20 protein-coding genes are annotated in these 19,336 nt (G+C 75.2%); 15 read left to right on the top strand and 5 right to left on the bottom strand.

Annotation, left to right across the window (positions count from 1 at the left end):
- Nucleotides 1–73 precede the first annotated feature (73 nt).
- The 5 genes from ACFOSY_RS22270 (at nucleotide 74) to ACFOSY_RS22250 (ending at nucleotide 4,643) form a co-directional block, all read left to right on the top strand.
- Nucleotides 74–1,051, top strand: coding sequence for an NADPH:quinone oxidoreductase family protein (locus ACFOSY_RS22270; protein WP_394309610.1), 978 nt, complete (start codon nucleotides 74–76; stop codon nucleotides 1,049–1,051).
- A complete protein-coding gene (locus tag ACFOSY_RS22265; RefSeq protein ID WP_394309608.1) occupies nucleotides 1,048–2,229 on the top strand; it encodes an acyl-CoA dehydrogenase family protein in 1,182 nt (393 codons plus the stop codon). The genes ACFOSY_RS22270 and ACFOSY_RS22265 overlap by 4 nt, the downstream gene beginning before the upstream one ends.
- On the top strand, nucleotides 2,226–3,302 hold the full coding sequence (locus ACFOSY_RS22260) for an acyl-CoA dehydrogenase family protein (protein ID WP_394309606.1): 1,077 nt from the start codon (nucleotides 2,226–2,228) through the stop codon (nucleotides 3,300–3,302). The genes ACFOSY_RS22265 and ACFOSY_RS22260 overlap by 4 nt, the downstream gene beginning before the upstream one ends.
- Before the next feature lie 180 nt (nucleotides 3,303–3,482).
- Nucleotides 3,483–4,346, top strand: a complete 864-nt coding sequence (locus tag ACFOSY_RS22255; RefSeq protein ID WP_394309604.1) for a phosphatidylinositol-specific phospholipase C/glycerophosphodiester phosphodiesterase family protein — start codon at nucleotides 3,483–3,485, stop codon at nucleotides 4,344–4,346.
- Between the two features lie 102 nt (nucleotides 4,347–4,448).
- On the top strand, nucleotides 4,449–4,643 hold the full coding sequence (locus tag ACFOSY_RS22250) for a hypothetical protein (protein ID WP_006135180.1): 195 nt from the start codon (nucleotides 4,449–4,451) through the stop codon (nucleotides 4,641–4,643).
- A gap of 259 nt (nucleotides 4,644–4,902) precedes the next feature.
- On the opposite strand, the gene ACFOSY_RS22245 is transcribed toward ACFOSY_RS22250, so the two are convergent.
- A complete protein-coding gene (locus ACFOSY_RS22245) occupies nucleotides 4,903–6,111 on the bottom strand; it encodes an ROK family protein (protein WP_394309602.1) in 1,209 nt (402 codons plus the stop codon).
- Nucleotides 6,112–6,245: 134 nt separating this feature from the next.
- The gene (gene xylB, locus ACFOSY_RS22240) at nucleotides 6,246–7,691 is read right to left on the bottom strand and encodes a xylulokinase (protein WP_394309601.1); all 1,446 of its coding nucleotides are present in this window, start codon (nucleotides 7,689–7,691) and stop codon (nucleotides 6,246–6,248) included.
- A gap of 127 nt (nucleotides 7,692–7,818) precedes the next feature.
- On the opposite strand from xylB, the gene xylA reads away from it, so the two are divergent.
- The 3 genes from xylA (at nucleotide 7,819) to ACFOSY_RS22225 (ending at nucleotide 10,159) form a co-directional block, all read left to right on the top strand.
- Complete coding sequence (xylA, locus tag ACFOSY_RS22235; protein WP_394309598.1) at nucleotides 7,819–8,985, top strand: xylose isomerase; 1,167 nt, start codon at nucleotides 7,819–7,821, stop codon at nucleotides 8,983–8,985.
- Between the two features lie 354 nt (nucleotides 8,986–9,339).
- Complete coding sequence (locus ACFOSY_RS22230) at nucleotides 9,340–9,777, top strand: hypothetical protein (protein ID WP_394309596.1); 438 nt, start codon at nucleotides 9,340–9,342, stop codon at nucleotides 9,775–9,777.
- Nucleotides 9,778–9,976: 199 nt separating this feature from the next.
- Nucleotides 9,977–10,159, top strand: coding sequence for a hypothetical protein (locus tag ACFOSY_RS22225; protein ID WP_394309594.1), 183 nt, complete (start codon nucleotides 9,977–9,979; stop codon nucleotides 10,157–10,159).
- Between the two features lie 138 nt (nucleotides 10,160–10,297).
- Here the strand turns inward: ACFOSY_RS22225 and ACFOSY_RS22220 are convergent, their stop codons facing one another.
- Both ACFOSY_RS22220 and ACFOSY_RS22215 read right to left on the bottom strand, forming a co-directional pair.
- A complete protein-coding gene (locus ACFOSY_RS22220) occupies nucleotides 10,298–11,170 on the bottom strand; it encodes a hypothetical protein (protein ID WP_394309592.1) in 873 nt (290 codons plus the stop codon).
- Nucleotides 11,171–11,348: 178 nt separating this feature from the next.
- Nucleotides 11,349–11,948 carry a class I SAM-dependent methyltransferase gene (locus ACFOSY_RS22215; protein ID WP_394309590.1) on the bottom strand — a complete coding sequence of 200 codons (600 nt, stop codon included), beginning with the start codon at nucleotides 11,946–11,948 and terminating at the stop codon, nucleotides 11,349–11,351.
- A 149-nt stretch (nucleotides 11,949–12,097) separates the two neighbouring features.
- On the opposite strand from ACFOSY_RS22215, the gene ACFOSY_RS22210 reads away from it, so the two are divergent.
- The 5 genes from ACFOSY_RS22210 (at nucleotide 12,098) to ACFOSY_RS22190 (ending at nucleotide 17,147) form a co-directional block, all read left to right on the top strand.
- Nucleotides 12,098–12,871 carry an MHYT domain-containing protein gene (locus tag ACFOSY_RS22210; protein WP_394309587.1) on the top strand — a complete coding sequence of 258 codons (774 nt, stop codon included), beginning with the start codon at nucleotides 12,098–12,100 and terminating at the stop codon, nucleotides 12,869–12,871.
- 65 nt (nucleotides 12,872–12,936) lie between these two features.
- The gene (locus tag ACFOSY_RS22205) at nucleotides 12,937–15,528 is read left to right on the top strand and encodes a sensor histidine kinase (protein ID WP_394309586.1); all 2,592 of its coding nucleotides are present in this window, start codon (nucleotides 12,937–12,939) and stop codon (nucleotides 15,526–15,528) included.
- On the top strand, nucleotides 15,525–15,959 hold the full coding sequence (locus ACFOSY_RS22200; RefSeq protein ID WP_394309584.1) for a roadblock/LC7 domain-containing protein: 435 nt from the start codon (nucleotides 15,525–15,527) through the stop codon (nucleotides 15,957–15,959). Before ACFOSY_RS22205 ends, ACFOSY_RS22200 begins: the two co-directional genes overlap by 4 nt.
- Before the next feature lie 22 nt (nucleotides 15,960–15,981).
- Nucleotides 15,982–16,392 (top strand): DUF742 domain-containing protein, encoded by a 411-nt coding sequence (locus ACFOSY_RS22195; protein WP_394309582.1) that lies wholly within the window; start codon nucleotides 15,982–15,984, stop codon nucleotides 16,390–16,392.
- Nucleotides 16,393–16,541: 149 nt separating this feature from the next.
- A complete protein-coding gene (locus ACFOSY_RS22190; RefSeq protein ID WP_394309580.1) occupies nucleotides 16,542–17,147 on the top strand; it encodes a GTP-binding protein in 606 nt (201 codons plus the stop codon).
- Between the two features lie 39 nt (nucleotides 17,148–17,186).
- On the opposite strand, the gene ACFOSY_RS22185 is transcribed toward ACFOSY_RS22190, so the two are convergent.
- The gene (locus tag ACFOSY_RS22185) at nucleotides 17,187–17,615 is read right to left on the bottom strand and encodes a PPOX class F420-dependent oxidoreductase (RefSeq protein WP_394309578.1); all 429 of its coding nucleotides are present in this window, start codon (nucleotides 17,613–17,615) and stop codon (nucleotides 17,187–17,189) included.
- Nucleotides 17,616–17,728: 113 nt separating this feature from the next.
- On the opposite strand from ACFOSY_RS22185, the gene ACFOSY_RS22180 reads away from it, so the two are divergent.
- Together ACFOSY_RS22180 and ACFOSY_RS22175 are read left to right on the top strand one after the other, a co-directional pair.
- The gene (locus tag ACFOSY_RS22180) at nucleotides 17,729–18,136 is read left to right on the top strand and encodes a roadblock/LC7 domain-containing protein (RefSeq protein WP_006135162.1); all 408 of its coding nucleotides are present in this window, start codon (nucleotides 17,729–17,731) and stop codon (nucleotides 18,134–18,136) included.
- 127 nt (nucleotides 18,137–18,263) lie between these two features.
- Entirely contained in the window at nucleotides 18,264–19,313 is a 1,050-nt protein-coding gene (locus tag ACFOSY_RS22175; RefSeq protein ID WP_394309575.1) for a DUF6397 family protein, read from the top strand.
- The last annotated feature ends 23 nt before the right edge of the window (nucleotides 19,314–19,336 follow it).

Below are 19,336 nucleotides of genomic sequence, written 5' to 3'. Positions count from 1 at the left end.
GAGGCAAGCGACCGCTTAGTATGCGGGGACCCGGTCAGCGAAGACGACGTTCACCGTCCCGTGGAGGCCCCGCATGCAGGCATGGCAAGTGCACGAACTCGGCGAGCCGGGCGAGGTGATGCGCCTCGCCCACGTCGAACGGCCGACGCCCGGCGAGGGGCAGGTGCTGCTCCGGGTGCGCGCCGCCAACATCAACTTCCCCGACGCCCTGATGTGCCGGGGCCAGTACCAGGTCAGGCCGCCGCTGCCGTTCACGCCCGGCGTGGAGATCTGCGGCGAGACCGAGGACGGCCGCCGCGTGATCGCCAACCCCGCGCTGCCGCACGGCGGTTTCGCCGAGTACGCCGTCGCGGACGCCGCCGCGCTGCTGCCTGCGCCCGACGCGCTGGACGACGCCGAGGCCGCCGCCCTGCACATCGGCTACCAGACCGGCTGGTTCGCCCTGCACCGGCGGGCCCGCCTGGAGGCGGGCGAGACCCTGCTCGTGCACGCCGCCGCGGGCGGGGTCGGCAGCGCCGCCGTGCAGCTCGGCAAGGCGGCCGGCGCCACCGTCATCGGCGTGGCGGGCGGCGCCGACAAGGCCGCCGTGGCCCGCGAACTGGGCTGCGACGTGGTGATCGACCGCCGTGAGCAGGACGTCGTCGCCGCGGTCAAGGAGGCCACCGGCGGACGCGGCGCGGACGTCGTCTTCGACCCGGTCGGCGGCGAGGCGTACACCCAGTCCGCCAAGACCGTCGCCTTCGAGGGCCGCATCGTGGTCGTCGGCTTCGCGAGCGGCGCCATCCCGAGCCCCGCCCTCAACCACGCCCTGATCAAGAACTACGCGATCCTCGGCCTGCACTGGGGCCTGTACAACACGAAGAACCCCAAGCTGGTCCAGCACTGCCACGAACAGCTCACCGAACTCGCCGCCCGGGGCGCGATCAAGCCGCTGGTGAGCGAGCGCGTGCCGCTCGCCGGGGCCGCCGACGCCGTGCAGCGCGTCGCCGACGGCGTCACCACCGGCCGGGTCGCCGTCGTGCCCGCCGCGGAGAACGGAGCCGCGGCATGACCGACGCCGACGAACTGCGCCGCCGCACCCGGGAGCTGCTCACCGCGCACCCGCCCGCGCAGACGGACCGCCTGGACTTCCTGCGCGCCCGCTTCGACGCCGGACTCGCCTGGGTGCACTTCCCCGAAGGGCTCGGCGGGCTCGGCCTGCCGCGCTCCCTCCAGGCCGTCGTGGACGCCGAACTGGAGGCCGCCGGCGCCCCCGACAACGACCCGCGCCGCATCGGCATCGGCCTCGGCATGGCCGCCCCGACGATCCTCCAGTACGGCACGGACGAGCAGAAGACGCGCTTCCTGCGGCCGCTGTGGACCGGGGAGGAGGTCTGGTGCCAGCTCTTCAGCGAACCCGGCGCCGGCTCCGACCTGGCCGCGCTGGGCACGCGCGCGGTCCGGGAGGGCGACACCTGGACGGTCAACGGGCAGAAGGTGTGGACCTCCAGCGCCCATCTCGCCCGCTGGGCCATCCTCATCGCGCGCACCGACCCGGACGTGCCCAAGCACCGCGGCATCACCTACTTCGTGTGCGACATGACCGACCCCGGCGTCGAGGTGCGGCCACTGCGGCAGATCACCGGTGAGGCCGAGTTCAACGAGGTGTTCCTCACCGACGTCCGCATCCCCGACGCCCACCGCCTCGGCGATGTCGGCGACGGCTGGCGGGTCGCCCAGACCACCCTGAACAACGAGCGCGTCGCCATCGGAGGCATGCGGCTGCCCCGCGAGGGCGGCATGATCGGCCCGGTCGCGAAGACCTGGCGCGAACGCCCCGAGCTGCGCACCCACGACCTGCACCAGCGGCTGCTGAGGCTCTGGGTCGACGCGGAGGTCGCCCGGCTCACCGGCGAACGCCTGCGCCAGCAGCTCGTCGCGGGACAGCCCGGCCCCGAGGGAGCCGGCATGAAGCTCGCCTTCGCCCGCCTCAACCAGGAGATCAGCGGCCTGGAGGTGGAACTGCGCGGCGAGGAAGGCCTGTTGTACGACGACTGGACCATGCGCCGCCCCGAACTGGTCGACTTCACCGGCCGCGACGCCGGCTACCGCTATCTGCGCTCCAAGGGCAACAGCATCGAGGGCGGGACCAGCGAGGTCCTGCTGAACATCGTCGCCGAGCGCGTCCTGGGCCTGCCCGCCGAGCCGCGCACCGACAAGGACGTCGCCTGGAAGGACCTCGCCCGATGAGCGATCTGTTGTACTCGGAGGAGGAAGAGGCGCTGCGCGCCGCCGTCCGGGACCTGCTCACCGACCACTGCGACACGACGTCCGTGCTCGCCCGCGCCGAGTCGGACGCCCCGCACGACCCGGCCCTGTGGAAGACCCTCGCCGACGGCATGGGCCTCGCCGGGCTGCTGGTCCCCGAGGACCGGGGCGGACAGGGCGCCACGCACCGCGAGGCCGCCGTCGTCCTGGAGGAGCTGGGGCGCGCGGTCGCCCCCGTGCCGTATCTGACCAGCGCCGTGGTGGCCACCGAGGCGCTGCTGGCCTGCGCGGACGCCGGTGACCTGCTCGACGGCCTGGCGTCCGGACGTGTGGTCGGCGCGCTCGCCGTCGGCCTGCACACCGCCCCTGGCGCCGCGTTCGCCGCCGTCCGCGCGGACGGCGGCGCCCTGCACGGCGAGTTGACGGGCATCGCGGACGCCGCCGTCGCCGACGTCCTGCTGGTGCCGGCGGACGACGGCGGGCTGTACGCGGTGACCGCCGACGCGGTCACCGTCACCCCGCAGACGTCCCTCGACCTCACCCGCCCCCTCGCCCGCGTCACCCTCGACGCCGCCCAGGGCCGACGCGTCGGCGACGCGGAGCCCGCCGTGCGGCGCGCCCTGCGCGCCGGTGCGGGACTGCTCGCCTCGGAACAACTCGGCGTCGCCGAGTGGGCGCTGACCGAAACCGTGCGGTACTTGAAGGACCGTAAGCAGTTCAACCGTCCCGTCGGCGGGTTCCAGGTGCTCAAGCACCGGCTCGCCCAGCTGTGGCTGGAGGTCGTCAGCCTGCGCGCCGCCGCGCGGGCCGCCGCCGACGCCCTCGCGACGGGCGAGGACACGGACGTGTCGGTCACCGTGGCCCAGGCCTACGCCGCTCCGGTCGCCGTCCGCGCCGCCGAGGAGGCCCTGCAACTGCACGGCGGCCTCGGCATGACCTGGGAACACCCGGTGCACCTGCGCCTGAAGCGCGCCAAGGCCGACTCGATCGCCTACGGCACGGCGGGCGCCCACCGGGAAGCGCTGGCGGACCTGGTGGACCTGCGCGCGCCCTGACGGGTTCCATACCGGCGGCCCGTCTTCTCCCACGAGGGGACGGGCCGCCGGTGTCCGGGTGCGGCGCGCGAATGAACAGGCGACGGCGAACCGGCCAACTCCTCGCACGTCTCTGCTCCTTGGCCGTCACGGGACCCCATACTCGCTGGGACCCCGTACGGCACCTCAGGGAGGCAGAGCATGGCCCTCACCACCCGTCGCAGAGCCCTCACCGCCCTCGGCGTCGCCCTCACGAGCCCGGCCGCCCTCCCCGCGGCCCAGGCCCTCGCCGGCCAACACCCGCACCGCCCGCGCCCGTTGTGGCGCGCCCACGCGCACAACGACTACGAGCACCCGCGCCCGCTGTTCGACGCCCTCGACCACCGCTTCGGCAGCGTGGAGGCGGACGTCTACCTCGTCGGCGGACAGCTGCTGGTCGCCCACGACCCCGAGGACCTCGACCCCGCCCGCACCCTGGAGTCGCTGTACCTGGACCCGCTCGCCGCCCGCGTCCGCGCCAACCGAGGCACGGTGTACCGAGGTGACCGCGGCTCGCTCCAGCTGCTGATCGACCTGAAGACGGAGGGCGCGTCGACCTACGCGGAACTCGACCGCCGACTGCGCCGCTACAAGCACCTGTTCACGACGTACGCCCACGGCAGGGTGCTCCGCGGGCCCGTCACCGCCGTCGTCTCCGGCGACCGCGCCGCCCGCGCGCCCATGGAGGCCCAGCGGGTCCGCCACGCCTTCTACGACGGCCGCCTCACCGACCTCGGCGGCCCGGCGCCGGCCTCGTTCGCGCCGCTCATCAGCGACAACTGGACCCTCAACTTCACCTGGCAGGGCGTCGGCGCGTTCCCCGAGGCGGAACGCCGGAAACTGCGCACGCTGGTGGGCACGGCCCACGCCCGGGGGCAGCGGGTGCGGTTCTGGGCCACCCCGGACGTGCCGGGTCCCGCCCGTGACGCGCTGTGGACGGAACTGGTCGCGGCGGACGTCGACCACCTCAACACCGACGACCTGGCGGGCCTTGAAGCGTTCCTCGACGCCCACAGGAAGGTGTGACACCACACGTTCGGCGGACAGGTCAGCCGCCCGGACGAACCCTCCGCTACGCCACACTTGCGGCCGAACGCCGCGAAACAGGTGTGGCGGAGGAGGTTGACGATGGCCATTTCCATCTCTGTGGTGCTGCTGCTCTCGGTCCTGGCGGTGATCTTCCTGCGCAACGGCGGGCTGAAGATCTCGCACGCCCTGGTCTGTCTGCTGCTCGGCTTCTACCTGGCCAGCACGAGCATCGCCCCCACGATCCACAGCGGCCTGACGGCCACGGCGGACATCGTCAGCAGCCTGCGGCCGTGAGGGCGGAGCCCTCACGGCCGGGTTGAGGGGCGGCTGCTGGTCACCGCCGGGGCGGTGAGGGGGCTCGGGGACGGCCGGTCCGGCCGGGGCGGCGCCGGGACGGTGCCCCCGCGGGCGCGGGACGCGCGCGGAGTTTCCCGGTCGCTGGAACACGGGTGTCGGCCCTGGCCGACGAGGGGCCGGAGTTCCGCAGCCGCCGTGCGGCCCAGCCGCGTGTGGTCCGGCATCCGGGACGCCCCGGGGCGACCTCGCGACGGTGTCAGCCCCGTTCCGCCACCGCTGCCGGGTCGTCGAGGACCGCGCGGACTACCGAGTGGGCGGCGCCCAGCAGCGGGCCCTGAGGGCCCAGGGCGGAGACGGAGACCGGGCAGGACGGGCCCGCCGTGCGCCGGGCCAGTTCCGAGCGGAGCGACGGCAGCAGCCAGGGCGACAGCCCGGACAGCGCGCCGCCCAGCACCACGTTCTCGGGGTCCAGGAGGTTGACCGCCCCGGTCAGGGCGATGCCCAGGGCCGTGCCCGCGTCGTGCAGGGCGCGTCGTACCGCGGCGTCGCCCTGTTCGGCGCGGCCCGCGAGCAGGCCGACCCGGTCCTCGCCGGGTTCGAGGCCGGCCGCGCGCAGCACCGCCTCCTCGCCCGCGTACTGCTCCAGGCAGCCCCGGCCGCCGCAGGCGCACGACGGGCCGTCGGGCCACACCGGCACATGGCCCAGTTCGCCCGCGAACCCCCGGTTGCCGTGCAGCACCCGCCCGTCCACGACGACCGCCGCGCCGATGCCGATCTCGGCCGAGACGTGCAGGAAGTCGCGCGGGGTGTCCTCGCCGAGCCACAGTTCGGCGAGCGCGCCGAAGTTGGCCTCGTTGGCCACCGTCAGCGGCAGCTTCTCGGGGAGCAGCGGGCCGAGGTCCGTGTCGAGCCAGCCGAGGTTCGGCGCGCGGACGACGGTGCGGGCGTCGCGGGCCACCAGGCCGGGGACGGCGACCGCGAGCCCGGCCGGCCACAGCCCCTCGCTCTCCGCCTCGGCCGTCACCCGGTGGATCAGCTCGGTGAGTTCACCGAGCACGGGCTCGGGGGAGCGGTCACGGTTCGGCACATGCCGCACCGCCCGCGCCCGGACCTCCCCGCGCAGGTCGACCGCGCACACGGCGAGGTGGTCGACGCCGACCTCCGCGCCGATGCCGGCCGCCCCCCGCCCGCTGACCGCGAGGGCGGAGCCGGGGCGGCCGACCCGCCCGGGCCGCTCAGGGCCCAGTTCCTCCAGCAGCCCCGTGCGGATGAGTTCGTCGACCAGCGTGGACACCGCCGCGCGGGTCAGCCCGATGCGGGAGGCGACGGCGGCCCGGGACAGCGGCCCGTCGTCCCGGACGGTGTGCAGCACCCGCGACAGGTTGCGGCGGCGCATGCCCTGCTGGGTGTCGGGCAGGGCGCGCCCCTGACCTGCCGGGCGGGCCTTGTGCGGCGGTGCGCTCATTCCTCCGTCAATCCTCGGTTCGGTGCCGTCCGCACCCGGCGGACGACCACGGCTCCCACGGTGGACGTCCCCGGGCGGACGTCCCACGGCGGCCGGCAGGCAGGTGGCCGCCGTGGGGCGGTGCCTGCCGGGCGTCAGCTGTCGCCCGGGGCGCGCTCCAGCAGCGGGGCCGCGTCGGAGAGTACCCCGGCCAGCCGGGACAGGGTCTCCTCGTCCCGCTCCACCGCGTCCAGCACCGGCCCCCGCGCCGTCCCCCAGCGGCGGGCCACCGCGGCCGGGTCCTCCCCGGTGAGCAGCCCGGCCGCCTGGGCCGCCGCGCCGAGCGCGACCAGCTCCTTCGCCTCGGGCACCTGCACGGGCCGCCCGGACAGCCGCCGTACGGTCTGCTGCCAGGCGGTGCCGCGGGCGCCCCCGCCGATCAGCAGCAGGGGCGCCGACGGGTCGGCGTCCTGGTCGAGGACCAGGTCCAGCGCGGCGAGCAGGGAGTACACGGCGCCGTCGTAGGCGGCCTGGAGCAGCTGGCCGCCGGTGGTGTCGTGGCGCAGGCCGTGCAACAGCCCCGAGGAGTGCGGGAGGTTGGGGGTGCGCTCGCCGTCCAGGAAGGGCAGCAGCGTGACGCCGCGGCCCGGCTCGACGGCCTCGCGGTCCAGGCCGAGCAGGGCGGCGACCCGGTCCACGGCGAGCGTGCAGTTGAGCGTGCAGGCCAGTGGCAGCCAGTCGCCGCGCGCGTCGGCGAAGCCGGCCACGGTGCCGGTCGGGTCGGCGGGCCGGTGCTCCGACACCGCGTACACGGTGCCCGAGGTGCCGAGGCTCATCACCGGGGTGCCGGGGCGCACCCCGAGGCCCAGCGCGGCGGCGGCGTTGTCACCCGTCCCGCACGCCACCAGCGTGCCCTTGGAGAACGGCAGGTCGTGGCCGTCGCGCACGGTCCCGGCGACCTCACCGGGACGCACCACGCGCGGCAGCAGCGCCGGGTCGAGCCCCACGTGCGCGAGGATCTCCTCGTCGTACGCCTCCGTGCCCGAGGCCCACCAGCCGGTGCCCGAGGCGTCGCCGCGGTCGGTCGTGCCCTGCCCGGTGAGCCGCTCGGTGAGGTAGTCGTGGGGCAGGCGGACCGACTTCGTGGCGCGCACCGCGTCCGGCTCGTGCTCCGCCAGCCAGGCCCACTTGGTGACCGTGAAGGACGCGGTGGGCAGGCTGCCGGTGCGCTGCGCCCAGAACTTCGCGCCGCCCAGCTCCTCGACCAGCCGGCTTGCCTGCGGGGCGGACCGCACGTCGTTCCACAGCAGCGCCGGGCGGACCGGCTCCCCGTGCCCGTCCAGCGTGACCAGGCCGTGCTGCTGCCCGCCGATCGACACCGCCGCGGCCTCGTGCGCCGCCTCGCCGCACTGCCGGAGCGCCTCGGTGAGGGCGTCCCACCACTGACGCGGATCGCTCTCCCGGCCCGCGCCGGAGGTCACCGTGTGCGGCGCCTGGCCGCTCGCGACGACCCTGCCGGTCGCCACGTCGACGACCAGGGCCTTGGTGGACTGGGTGGATGTGTCCACGCCGACGACGAGCGGACCCTCGGCTGCTGACATCGGTCTCTCCCTCTCCTGCGACCCACTTCCGCGTCCCGGCGGGGTGTGTCTCTTCCCAGAAATGTTCCTGCATACTAATTTGTAAACCGCCATGACGAAATAGTCTCAGCGAGCAAGGAGCCGCGGCATGAGCTACCAGCCCACCCCCGAGGACAAGTTCACGTTCGGCCTGTGGACCGTCGGCTGGCAGGGACGGGACCCCTTCGGCGACGCCACCCGCGGCGCCCTCGACCCGGCCGAGTCCGTCCGCCGCCTCGCCGAGCTCGGCGCGCACGGCGTGACGTTCCACGACGACGACCTCATCCCCTTCGGCTCGAGCGACAGCGAGCGCGCCGAGCACGTCAAGCGGTTCCGCCAGGCGCTGGACGAGACCGGCATGAAGGTCCCGATGGCGACCACCAACCTGTTCACCCACCCGGTGTTCAAGGACGGCGGCTTCACCGCGAACGACCGTGACGTGCGCCGGTACGCGCTGCGCAAGACCATCCGCAACATCGATCTCGCGGTCGAGCTCGGCGCGCAGACCTATGTCGCCTGGGGCGGCCGGGAGGGCGCCGAGTCCGGCGCCGCCAAGGACGTCCGGGTCGCGCTGGACCGGATGAAGGAGGCCTTCGACCTGCTCGGCGAGTACGTCACCTCCCAGGGCTACGACATCCGCTTCGCCATCGAGCCCAAGCCGAACGAGCCCCGCGGCGACATCCTCCTGCCGACCATCGGCCACGCCCTCGCCTTCATCGAGCGCCTGGAGCGCCCGGAGCTGTACGGCGTCAACCCGGAGGTCGGCCACGAGCAGATGGCCGGGCTCAACTTCCCGCACGGCATCGCCCAGGCGCTGTGGGCGGGCAAGCTGTTCCACATCGACCTCAACGGCCAGTCCGGCATCAAGTACGACCAGGACCTGCGCTTCGGCGCCGGCGACCTGCGCGCCGCGTTCTGGCTGGTGGACCTGCTGGAGACGGCCGGCTACGAGGGCCCGCGCCACTTCGACTTCAAGCCGCCGCGGACCGAGGACTTCGACGGCGTGTGGGCCTCGGCGGCCGGCTGCATGCGCAACTACCTGATCCTCAAGGAGCGCGCGGCCGCCTTCCGCGCGGACCCGGAGGTGCAGGAGGCGCTGCGCGCGGCGCGTCTGGACCAGCTCGCCCAGCCGACGGCGGCCGACGGCCTCCAGGCGCTGCTGGACGACCGCGCCGCGTTCGAGGACTTCGACCCGGACGCGGCCGCCGCGCGGGGCATGGCCTTCGAACGGCTCGACCAGCTGGCGATGGACCACCTGCTGGGCGCACGGGGCTGACGCCCTTGGCCGGGGTCCGTCCCTTTTTTGGGGGCGGGCCCCGGCCGACAACCGTCGGCCGGGTGTTCGCCGGGTGGGCGGCGGTCGGCGGGGCGCACGCCGATACGCGGAGCGCGTTTTTGGTCGCCGGTGCAGCGTCGCGCCCCCGTGCGTCAGGGACGGGGGCGCGACGCTGTTCGGTGGACCTGGGGTGTGCGGCCACGTGTGTGTGAGGGCGCACCCAGTGCGCCGGGTGTGCGCGGCGCGTGAGCTCGGCTTGCGGAGAGCGGAGCGTTCCGCGCGGGTGCCACGACTGGCGGGCGGTTTCACCGCCGTCTTCTCGCGCGGGCGCGGGCGCGCGGCGACGATGTGTGCATGGCCACGCCACCGGTACCGCCCCAGCAGCCGCCCGGCCCGCCGCACGACGCGCCCCCGCCGCACGGCGGAGGCTTCGGTCCGCCCGGCGACGACGGCGGGGGAGGTGGGCCAGGCCGTGGCCCGGGTGGCCGACGCCGGCTCGTGATTTTGCTGCTCGCCGTGGTCGTGGCGGCGCTGGTCGTCTCGCTCGCCGTGCTCGTCACGTCGGACGAGGACGGCCCGGACACGGAGCCCACCGAGACCGCCACGGGAGGCCCGTCCCTGGATCTCCCGTCGGAGTTCCCGACCGGGCTGCTGCCCTCGGACTTCCCCACGGAACTGCCCTCGGGCTTCCCGACCGAGCTGCCCAGCGACTGGCCGAGCGGCCTGCCCACCGCGCTGCCCAGCGGGCTGGAGTCGCTGCTGCCGGGGCTCGACGGCGTGGACGCTCCCTGACGCACGAGACCCGACGCGTTCCGCGGGTACCCCTGCCGTGTGAGGTGGGTCACCATGGTGAGGGAGGAGGCCGTGGGCCGCCGCGAGACCTTAGGGGGCGCATCTCAGGGACGTCTCAGGGTGGCGGCCAGGAACCGCCGCCGACGCGGACCCGTTTTCAGGTCAGAGAGCGGCAGTGGCCGCGAAGGAGGCGACGTACATGTCGAAGAACGCGAAGATCGCCGCGGGGGGTGTGGCGGTCGGGCTCATCCTGCTCATATGGCTGCCCTGGTGGGCCTCGCTCCTGATCATCCTGGGAGTCCCGGCGGCCGCCTACCTCGCCCTGGACCCGTCCCAGCGGCGACGCCTGCGGCGGAACACCCGCAAGCAGCTGGGCCGCTGAGGCGGGGCACGCACGGACGCGTCGGCGGAGGGGAGGACGCCGGAGGCACCGGCCGCCCCGAAGCGCGCGCGGTGATGCGCGTCCCGCCGCGCACCCGCCGGCGCGGGGCGCCCCGCGCGTCCTGCCGCGTACCCCGCCTCACAGCGGCCGTACGGCCATCTCGTCCAGCGCCTTGAGCAGCCCCGGCAGTTCCGGTCCCCGCCCGACCGGAAGCACCTCGCCGGGTTCGTCGTCGAGGAGGACGAAGGCGATGTCGTCCGTCCGCGCGACCAGCGACCACCCGGGGCCGTCCGCGCGCAGCGTCCGCGCACCGCCCGGTGCGAAGGACGACCGCACCCGGCCCAGCGGCGGCGGCGAGTCGACGTAGGCGCGTGCCTCGGCCAGCACCCTGCGGATACCGCCGTGCCCGCCCGCCGACGCTCCCGCGCGCTCACCGCTCGCCGGGCTGCTCGCCTCGCCGCTGCCCGCGCCCTCGCCGGCGCCCGTCGGCGCCGCATCCGGCGTCGGGAACGCCGAGTCGTCCACCTGCTCGCGCCACGTCGCCCACTGGAGCGCGATCTCGTCGGCCCCCAGACGCCGCTGGGCCGGCCCCCACACCTCCGCGTCCGGCGGCGACAGCGGCGGCATGTCCGCCACGTCGGGGGAGGGGTCGTGCGGCGCCGGCACGTTCGGCGCCGCCACGGCCACCGCGAGGGGCCAGCCGGGCAGCGCGGCGACGACCGTGCGCTCGTCCGGCGACAGATCGTGCTCCATGCCGCAGTCCCAGGACGCGATCGCCACCGCGACCAGCGAGACGTCGTCGACGACCACGGTCCACCGGGCGCCGTCCCCGTCCTGGCCGAGCACCAGCCCGTAGCCGTCGGCCACGGGCGGAAGGCCGAGCGCCGCGCACGCCTCGGGGTAGTCGTCGCCCAGCACGCTGGGGAACTTCGCGGGCGTCAGCAGCGCCGCCGTCAGCACGTAGAGCGCGTCGTCGTCGGCGGCGACGGCTTCCTGGTCCGTCCCGGCCATCCCAGCCTCCCCATCGGTTCGTCCGTCGGCGCGCACCCTATGCCGACCCCGCGCCCGTTGTCACGACCCCGCACCCGCGCCCGGAGCTGCAGGTTTCCGGCCGGACGGGGCGAAACGGCCCTCCGCGCGGAACTGTTCGCGGACTCTGCACGAAAGCCCCGCAGACACGCGACACGCCTCAGGCGTCCCGTACCGCCAGCGCCAGGAACCGCGTGTCCTCGTCGACGTACGACGTCATGCGCCAGCCCGCGCTCGTGAGCAGCGCCCGCAGGTTCGGCTCGGCGCGCAGGTCGTCCGGGGTAAGTTCACGCCCCTGGCGTGCGGCGAGGGCGGCCCGTCCGACCGGGTGGAACAGCGCGAGCACCCCGCCGGGCCGCACCACGCGCCGGATCTCCCGCAGGTTCTCGGCCGGCTGCGGCAGATGCGCGATCAGCCCGGCCGCGAACACGGCGTCCAGCGAGGACGCGCGCAACGGCAGCCGCGCCACGTCCGTCAGCAGCAGCGCCCCGTCCCGGTCCCGGCCGGCCCGCGCCGCCTCCCGCAGCATCGCCGGGGTCAGGTCCGCGCCCAGCACCACCCCGGACCGGCCCACCGCCGCGCGCAGCGCGGGCAGCGCCCGCCCGGTGCCGCAGCCCGCGTCCAGCACCCGGCCGCCCTCGCGCAGCCCCAGCTCGGCGACCGCGGCGGCGTAGGCCGGGCCGTCGTCGGGGAACCGGCGGTCCCAGTCGGCGGCGCGGGCGCTGAAGAACTCCTGCACATGTGTGTGGTCGTCGCTCATGCACCGCATGATCCCTCACCGGAACCGGCGACACCGTGTGCGCACGTTCGAGCGTGATGCGGTCGTACCCCGCCACCGGTGCGTCAACTTCGCGCCGCTTTCGAAACGCGCCCCCTCGGTGCGCCCGCGCCCCCTAGCGTCCCCGGGTCATGGGACACCTGGACCACGCCACCCTCGGGTGGCTCACCCCCGTGCTGTCGTACGCGATGGCCTGCACCGGCGCCGCCCTCGGGCTGCGCTGCACCGTCCGCGCGCTCGCTGCCACCGGCCGCGTGCGCCGCAACTGGCTGCTCACCGCCGCCTCGGCGATCGCCACCGGCATCTGGACCATGCACTTCACGGCCATGCTCGGCTTCGGCGTGAGCGGCACCGACATCCGCTACGACGTGCCGCTCACCCTGGCCAGCCTGGTGGTCGCCATGCTGTTCGTCTGCGCGGGCGTGTTCGCCGTCGGCCGTCACCCCGGCCGCGTCCAGGCCCTGCTGCTCGGCGGGCTCACCACCGGTCTCGGCGTCGCCGGCATGCACTACCTGGGCATGGCGGCGGTCCGGCTGCACGGCGAGGTGAGCTACGACCCGGTGCGCGTCGCGCTGTCCGTGCTCATCGCCGTCGTCGCCGCCACGGCCGCGCTGTGGGCGGCCCTCGCCATCCGCTCCCCGGCCGCCGTCACCGTCGCCTCCCTGATCATGGGCGCGGCCGTCAGCAGCATGCACTACACCGGCATGTACGCGGTCGGCGTGCGGGTCACGCCCTCCGGCGAGCCGCTGCCCGGGGCGAGCGCCATGTCGTTCGTCTTCCCGCTCGCCGTCGGCCTCGGCGCCTACCTCTTCGTCACCTCCGCCTTCGTGGCGCTGTCCCCGGCGGCCGGGGAACGCCACACGTCCGCCTCCGCCCGCCGGCCGGCCGGGCATCCCGTCCCCTGACCGCCGTCCCCTGACCACCGTCCCCGCGGCCCGCCCCGCACGACGCCCCTACGAGCGAGGAGTCCATGCGCACACCCCGGAGGACCCCGAGCGCCCGCGCCGAGGCGCCGCCCCCGCCTCCCGTCCGCGGGCGGCGCGCCCACGCCGGTCCGCCCGCCGACGAGGGACCGCTGTCCCCGGCGGACCCGGCCGGGACGGGCGCACCGCGTCTGCGCGGCCCGTCCGGTCCCCGCACCGTCCGCGCCAAGATCATCTGCCTGCTGATGGTGCCGGTCGTCTCCCTGCTCGCCCTCTGGGGGTACGCCACCGTGACCACCGCCCAGGACGTCGCCCGGCTGCGCCAGGTGCAGCGCGCCGACGCCGCCGTGCGCGCCCCGGTCGCCGAGGCCCTCACCGCGCTCCAGGCCGAGCGGGCCGCCGCCGTGCGCCGCGCGTCCGACACGGCGGCCGTCGGGGACGCGGAGCTCACCCGTCTCGCGCAGCGCACCGACCGGGCCGTCGCCCGTCTGCGGCTCGGCGAGGACCGTACCGTCGCCGACGGACATGCGCTGCCCCGCGCGGCCGCCGAGCGGCTCGACGCCTTCGTCACCGCGGCGGAACGGCTGCGTCCGCTGCGCGCGGAGGTCCGCGAGGGCCGCGCCGGCTGGGCCCGGACGTACGAGCGGTACACGGACGCCATCGCCGGGGCCTTCGGCGTGGGCGGCGCCCTCACCGGCGTCCAGGACGCCGAACTCGGCGCCCACGCGCGCGTGCTGCTCGAGTTCTCCCGCGCGGGCGAGGCCCTCGCCCAGGAGGACGCGATCCTGGCCGCTGCCCGGCTGCACGGCAGCCTCGCCGGGGACCGCCTGCGCCTGTTCACCGGGGCGGTCGAACTACGCCGCACGCTCACCGCCTCCGCCACGCCCGACCTGCCCGAAGCCGCCCGCACCGCGTGGGGCACGCTCGCCGACAGCCGCCCCTACGCCGTCCTCTACACGGCCGAGGACAAGATCCTCGCCGCCGACCCGGGGACACGGGCCGCGGAAGCCGTGCCCCGCGCCACCTGGGACGCGGCGCACGCCCGGGTGCAAGACGAGCTGCGGACCGTCGAGCAGCGGGCGGCGGAGTCGGTCGCCGGGCGCGCCGACCCCGTGGAGCGCGGCCTGCTCGGGCCGGCCGGTGCGGCCGTGCTGTTCGGCCTCCTCGCCGCCGGGGCGTCCCTCGTCATCTCGGTCCGCATCGGACGCGGCCTGGTGATCGAGCTGGTCGCCCTGCGCGACGACGCCCTCGACATCGCCCACCGCAAACTCCCCGCGGCCATGCGGAAACTGCGGGGAGGCGGGGAGATCGACATCCGGGCGGAGGCCCCGCACGGACCGCCCGCGCAGGACGAGACCGGCCAGGTCGCCGAGGCCCTCGGCACCGTCCACCGGGCCGCGCTGCGCGCCGCCGTGGAACGGGCCGAACTGGCCGGCGGGATCAGCGGGGTCTTCGTCAACCTCGCCCGCCGCAGCCAGGTCCTGGTGCACCGTCAGCTCAGTCTGCTCGACAGCATGGAACGCCGCTCCGACGACCCGGACGAGCTGAGCGATCTCTTCCGCCTCGACCACCTCACCACCCGCATGCGCCGTCACGCGGAAAGCCTCATCATCCTCTCCGGCGCCGCCCCGGGCCGCGCCTGGCGCAAGCCCGTGCCGCTGACCGACGTGGTGCGCGCGGCCGTCTCCGAGGTGGAGGACTACGCGCGCGTGGAGGTGCGGCAGCTCGCCGAGACGTCCGTCGCGGGCGCGGCCGTCGCCGACCTCACCCACCTCCTCGCCGAGATCATCGAGAACGCGGCGCAGTTCTCGCCGCCCCACACCCGGGTGCGGGTCACCGGCGAGCCCGTCGGCAACGGCTACGCCGTCGAGGTCGAGGACCGCGGCCTGGGCATGGGCAAGGAGGCCCTCGCCGAGGCCAATCGCCGCATCACCGAGTCCGAGGCGCTCGACCTGTTCGACAGCGACCGGCTCGGCCTCTTCGTGGTCAGCCGGCTCGCCGCCCGCCACGCGATCAAGGTGCACCTCAAGACCTCCCCCTACGGCGGCACCACCGCGGTCGTCCTGCTCCCCACCGCGCTGCTCGGCGAACACGCCGAGCAGGAACGTCCCGGCAGGCCGGACGGGACACCCGCCGGGGACCAGCCGGACCCGCGCGAGCCCGCCTCCGTCCCGCACCCCGGGCCCGCCTCCGTCCCGCACCCCGGGCCCGCCCACGGCCCGCGCCGGCCCAGGGCGGTCGCCGCCCCCGACACCCGGCGCGCCCTGGTGGCCCCCGTCGCCGACCCGCCGCCGGACCACCGCGCCCCAACGCACCCCGTGCCGCACGCCGACGCGGACGCCGCACCCCGCAGTCCTCAGGGAGCCGCCACCTTGCGCCTGCACCGCCCGGAGGAGCCGGCCGGCTCCGACGACCTGCCCCGCCGGGTACGCCAGGCCAGCCTGGCGCCCCAGCTCCGCGACGGCCGCACGGACACGCCCGGGCCCGCACGGGGCGACGGCCGGGACGACGACCGCACCCCCGAACTCGTACGGGACCGCATGGCGGCCTACCGCGACGGCTGGACGCGCGGCGGCGGCCGGCCGCCCGGCGCCGCCCGCGGCACGGAGAGGCCCAGCACCGAAGGAGACCCCGCATGATCCAGGAACCGCGCACCGGCGCAGGCCGGCGCTCCGGCGAACTCGACTGGCTGCTCGACGACCTGGTGCTCCGCGTCGCCGACGTACGGCACGCCGTGGTGCTGTCCGGCGACGGACTCGCCATGGGCGCCTCCGGCGGCCTCGGCCGCGAGGACGCCGAGCACCTCGCCGCCGTCGCCTCCGGTTTCCACAGCCTCGCCAAGGGCGCGGGACGCCACTTCGGGGCCGGCGGCGTACGCCAGACCATGGTCGAGATGGACGACGCCTTCATGTTCGTGGCCGCCGCGGGGGAGGGCTCCTGCCTCGCGGTGCTCACCTCCGTCACCGCCGACATCGGCCTCGTGGCCTACGAGATGGCACGGCTCGTCCGGCGCGTGGGCGAGCACCTGGACACCGCGCCGCGCGTCGCCGCCCGGCCGCCGGCCGGATGAGACGAGGAAGCGGTCCGAGCAGATGACCGACGACACGACCGGCGCCCCGCGCGAACCGGGCAGCCAGTGGTACGACCACGAGGCCGGCCCGCTGGTCCGGCCCTACGCCGTGACCGGCGGGCGCACCGCACCAGGACCCTCCGGCGTGCGCTTCGACCTGATCGCCCTGGTCACCCTGGACCCCACTGCGCCCGCCCACGACGACCCCGCGCTCGGCCCCGAGCACCGCGCGCTGATCGACCTGTGCCGCCCGGAGACCCAGTCCGTCGCCGAACTCGCGGCCGGCGCCGATCTGCCCGTCGGCGTCGTCCGGGTCCTCCTCGGCGACCTGCTGGAGCGAGGCCTCGTCGCCGTCAGCCGGCCCGTACCGCCCGCCCAGCTGCCCGACGAACGGGTGCTCCGCGAGGTGATCGCGGGCCTGCGAGCGCTGTAGCGGGCCACACGGGCGCTGTGGCGGGCCACACGGACGCTGTGGCGGGCCCCGCGGTCGCCCACGTCCTGACGGCACGACAGCCGTGTCGCGCCCCATCGGTGAAAGACCGACGAAAGAGCCTTGCACCACCTTCACGAAAGAAGCGAACGATGGCCTCCGAACACCCCGACGCCCCCGCCGGCGAGACGACGGCTCTGGCGCTGAAGATCCTGGTCGCCGGCGGTTTCGGCGTGGGGAAGACCACGCTGGTGGGCGCGGTCAGCGAGATCCGGCCGCTGCGCACCGAGGAGATGCTCAGCGAGGCCGGGCGGACGGTGGACGACACCGACGGCGTCGACCACAAGGTCACCACGACCGTCGCCATGGACTTCGGCCGCATCACCATCCGCTCCGGGCTCTCCCTGTACCTCTTCGGCACCCCGGGGCAGGACCGTTTCTGGTTCCTGTGGGACGAACTGGCGCAGGGCGCGCTCGGCGCGGTCGTCCTGGCGGACACCCGGCGGCTGGAGGACTGCTTTCCCGCGGTCGACTACTTCGAGCACCGGAAGATTCCCTTCGTCGTCGCCGTCAACTGCTTCGCCGGAGCCCGGCGGCACGACGCGCGCAGCGTCTGCCGGGCGCTCGACCTCGACCCCGGAACGCCGGTGGTGCTGTGCGACGCCCGCGAACGCGCGTCGGGCAAGGAGGTGCTCATCCAGCTCGTCGAGTACGCCGGGCGCATGCACACCGCCCGGCTGCTCGACTCGGTGGGATGACCGCGGCGGGAGCCGGTCCGCCCGGCGCCCCGCCAGCTGTCAGTCCGCCACGCCCTTTTCGGCCAGCACCTTGTCGACCCGGACCCGGACCAGCAGCTCCCCCGGCACACCGTTGCGGGCGCCGAACTCCTCGGCGCGGTCCTCGCCCATGTACCGCGCGCCGATCCGGGCGGCCCAGTGCCGCAGCTCCCCGGGATCCTCCGAGAGACGCGCCCGGCCCTCCAGGATCACGTACGCGAAGGGCGGCCGGTCGTCGTCCACGCAGAGGGCGATCCGCCCGTCGCGGGCCAGGTTGCGCCCCTTCACGGTCGCCGCGCCGGTGTTGAACACCACCTCGTCCCCGTCGAGCACGAACCAGACCGGCGCCAGGTGCGGACGCCCGTCGGCCCGGACGGTGGCCAGTTTCCCGGTGCGGGTGCCGTGCGAGACGAACGCCCGCCACTCTTCCTCGGTCATCTTGTGTCCCATGGCTCTCATCTTCCTTGCCCGTCGCCCGGTCGTGGGTAAGGCTGGCTGAGGGACCCTCTCGACCGGAGGGGACGACACGGGGCACACGGGGACAACAGGGGGAGACACACGACATGGGGCAGAACCAGGGACTCGACTGGCTGCTGGACGACCTGACCCAGCGCGTCGAACACGTACGGCACGCGCTGATCCTTTCCAACGACGGCCTGGTGACGGGGGCGAGCACGGGCCTGCGCCGCGAGGACGCCGAGCATCTGGCCGCCGTCTCGTCCGGGCTGCACAGCCTCGCCAAGGGCTCGGGGCGGCACTTCGGCGCGGGCGGGGTGCGCCAGACGATGATCGAGTTCGACGAGGCGGTGCTCTTCGTCACCGCCGCCGGCTCCGGAAGCTGCCTGTGCGTCCTGAGCGGCGCCGAGGCCGACATCGGGCACATCGCCTACGAGATGACGCTGCTCGTCAACCGGGTCGGCGAACATCTGGATGTCGACACCCGCCGACCGGAACCAGGTGCGGGCGCCTGACCAGCGCTTTCGCCGTTCCGGCGAAGGTTGTCCACAGGGTCGCCACGCAACGTGACGGAACGGCTACCGTCTTTCCCGGAGCGGGCGCGACCGGCGTCCGCCCTCCATACGCACGGGGGAGACGAGCATGTCCCGACAGCGGACGACCACCACCACGACCACCACGCGGCGATCCGTCACGGCCTTCGACACGAGTGTCCGGCCGGTCGTGGCGACGGACGACACCTGGGTCACGACCGGCCGCGCGGCCCGCGAGCTCGGCCTGCGACGCACCGAGTTCGACCTGGGCGTGCGACTCGGCCGCATCCGCACGGAGCCCGGCAGGACGCCGGGGGAGCGGCGGGTCGCGCGGGCTGAGATCGAACGGCTGCGCGCCGGACCGGGGTTCCCCGAGACGCTGCGCCGCAGCGTGCACGCCGTGGGGACCGCGGAAGGCGCCGCGCTGCTGGACGTGGCGAAGACGAGGTTCACCCGGCTGGCGAGGCTCGGCCTGCTGGTTCCGGTGGCGTTCCACCTCAATCGCTACCGTGCCGTGGTCTGGCTCTATCTCGCCGACGAGCTGCGGCTGTTCGGCGGCGACGAGAAGAACGCGCCGCTGCTGACCGGGCGTACGCCCGAGGGATTGCGCGGTCTGCTGGACTCCGGTATCGACCTGCGGCCCCGCAACTGGCGCAGCAGGCACCTCGGTTTCCTGCTCCGGGAGGACGAGGACCCCTGGGCCCGCGCGGGCGCGGTCGCGTCGTTCCTCGACCCTCTGCACGTGGCGCAGGTGGTGCGGGACCCCTACGACCGGTCCCACCTCAACGGGTTCCGCCGCCGGCCGCCCGGCGGGGCGAGCCCGGACTCGCCGGGGGCGCGGATCGCGGCGGACCTCATGACGGCGTGCGACCCGGACGAGATCGCGTGGCTGCGGGCCGACCTGGCACGCCTGGTGGACGAGGCCCGGGCCCATCGCCCGGCACCCCGGCCGCCCGCGTCCCGCGGGCCGGTGCTCTCACCCGCTCCGTCCCGACCCGCGCCCCCGGCCCGCCCGGACGCTCCGAACACCCCGGCCGCCACCGACCGTGTCGGACGCCGAGGTCTGCTCGCCCGCTGGCGCCACCGGACCGCCCGCACCGTCCGGACCGTCCGAGGCGCCCGCACCGTCCGAGCCGCCCGGACAGGGCCGCGCCCGTGAGCGGTCGGTGTGCCCGGTGACGG

The organism is Streptomyces lusitanus, assembly GCF_042647945.1.
GTDB lineage: Bacteria > Actinomycetota > Actinomycetes > Streptomycetales > Streptomycetaceae > Streptomyces > Streptomyces pseudogriseolus.
This window is presented reverse-complemented; position numbering and strand designations above follow the sequence as displayed.

Bases quoted from the DNA above. Each gene is read 5' to 3' on its own strand.
- ACFOSY_RS22270 (WP_394309610.1), top strand. From the start codon at position 74: ATGCAGGCATGGCAAGTGCACGAACTCGGCGAGCCGGGCGAGGTGATG.
- ACFOSY_RS22265 (WP_394309608.1), top strand. From the start codon at position 1,048: ATGACCGACGCCGACGAACTGCGCCGCCGCACCCGGGAGCTGCTCACC.
- ACFOSY_RS22260 (WP_394309606.1), top strand. From the start codon at position 2,226: ATGAGCGATCTGTTGTACTCGGAGGAGGAAGAGGCGCTGCGCGCCGCC.
- ACFOSY_RS22255 (WP_394309604.1), top strand. From the start codon at position 3,483: ATGGCCCTCACCACCCGTCGCAGAGCCCTCACCGCCCTCGGCGTCGCC.
- ACFOSY_RS22250 (WP_006135180.1), top strand. From the start codon at position 4,449: ATGGCCATTTCCATCTCTGTGGTGCTGCTGCTCTCGGTCCTGGCGGTG.
- ACFOSY_RS22245 (WP_394309602.1), bottom strand. From the start codon at position 6,111: ATGAGCGCACCGCCGCACAAGGCCCGCCCGGCAGGTCAGGGGCGCGCC.
- xylB (WP_394309601.1), bottom strand. From the start codon at position 7,691: ATGTCAGCAGCCGAGGGTCCGCTCGTCGTCGGCGTGGACACATCCACC.
- xylA (WP_394309598.1), top strand. From the start codon at position 7,819: ATGAGCTACCAGCCCACCCCCGAGGACAAGTTCACGTTCGGCCTGTGG.
- ACFOSY_RS22230 (WP_394309596.1), top strand. From the start codon at position 9,340: ATGGCCACGCCACCGGTACCGCCCCAGCAGCCGCCCGGCCCGCCGCAC.
- ACFOSY_RS22225 (WP_394309594.1), top strand. From the start codon at position 9,977: ATGTCGAAGAACGCGAAGATCGCCGCGGGGGGTGTGGCGGTCGGGCTC.
- ACFOSY_RS22220 (WP_394309592.1), bottom strand. From the start codon at position 11,170: ATGGCCGGGACGGACCAGGAAGCCGTCGCCGCCGACGACGACGCGCTC.
- ACFOSY_RS22215 (WP_394309590.1), bottom strand. From the start codon at position 11,948: ATGAGCGACGACCACACACATGTGCAGGAGTTCTTCAGCGCCCGCGCC.
- ACFOSY_RS22210 (WP_394309587.1), top strand. From the start codon at position 12,098: ATGGGACACCTGGACCACGCCACCCTCGGGTGGCTCACCCCCGTGCTG.
- ACFOSY_RS22205 (WP_394309586.1), top strand. From the start codon at position 12,937: ATGCGCACACCCCGGAGGACCCCGAGCGCCCGCGCCGAGGCGCCGCCC.
- ACFOSY_RS22200 (WP_394309584.1), top strand. From the start codon at position 15,525: ATGATCCAGGAACCGCGCACCGGCGCAGGCCGGCGCTCCGGCGAACTC.
- ACFOSY_RS22195 (WP_394309582.1), top strand. From the start codon at position 15,982: ATGACCGACGACACGACCGGCGCCCCGCGCGAACCGGGCAGCCAGTGG.
- ACFOSY_RS22190 (WP_394309580.1), top strand. From the start codon at position 16,542: ATGGCCTCCGAACACCCCGACGCCCCCGCCGGCGAGACGACGGCTCTG.
- ACFOSY_RS22185 (WP_394309578.1), bottom strand. From the start codon at position 17,615: ATGGGACACAAGATGACCGAGGAAGAGTGGCGGGCGTTCGTCTCGCAC.
- ACFOSY_RS22180 (WP_006135162.1), top strand. From the start codon at position 17,729: ATGGGGCAGAACCAGGGACTCGACTGGCTGCTGGACGACCTGACCCAG.
- ACFOSY_RS22175 (WP_394309575.1), top strand. From the start codon at position 18,264: ATGTCCCGACAGCGGACGACCACCACCACGACCACCACGCGGCGATCC.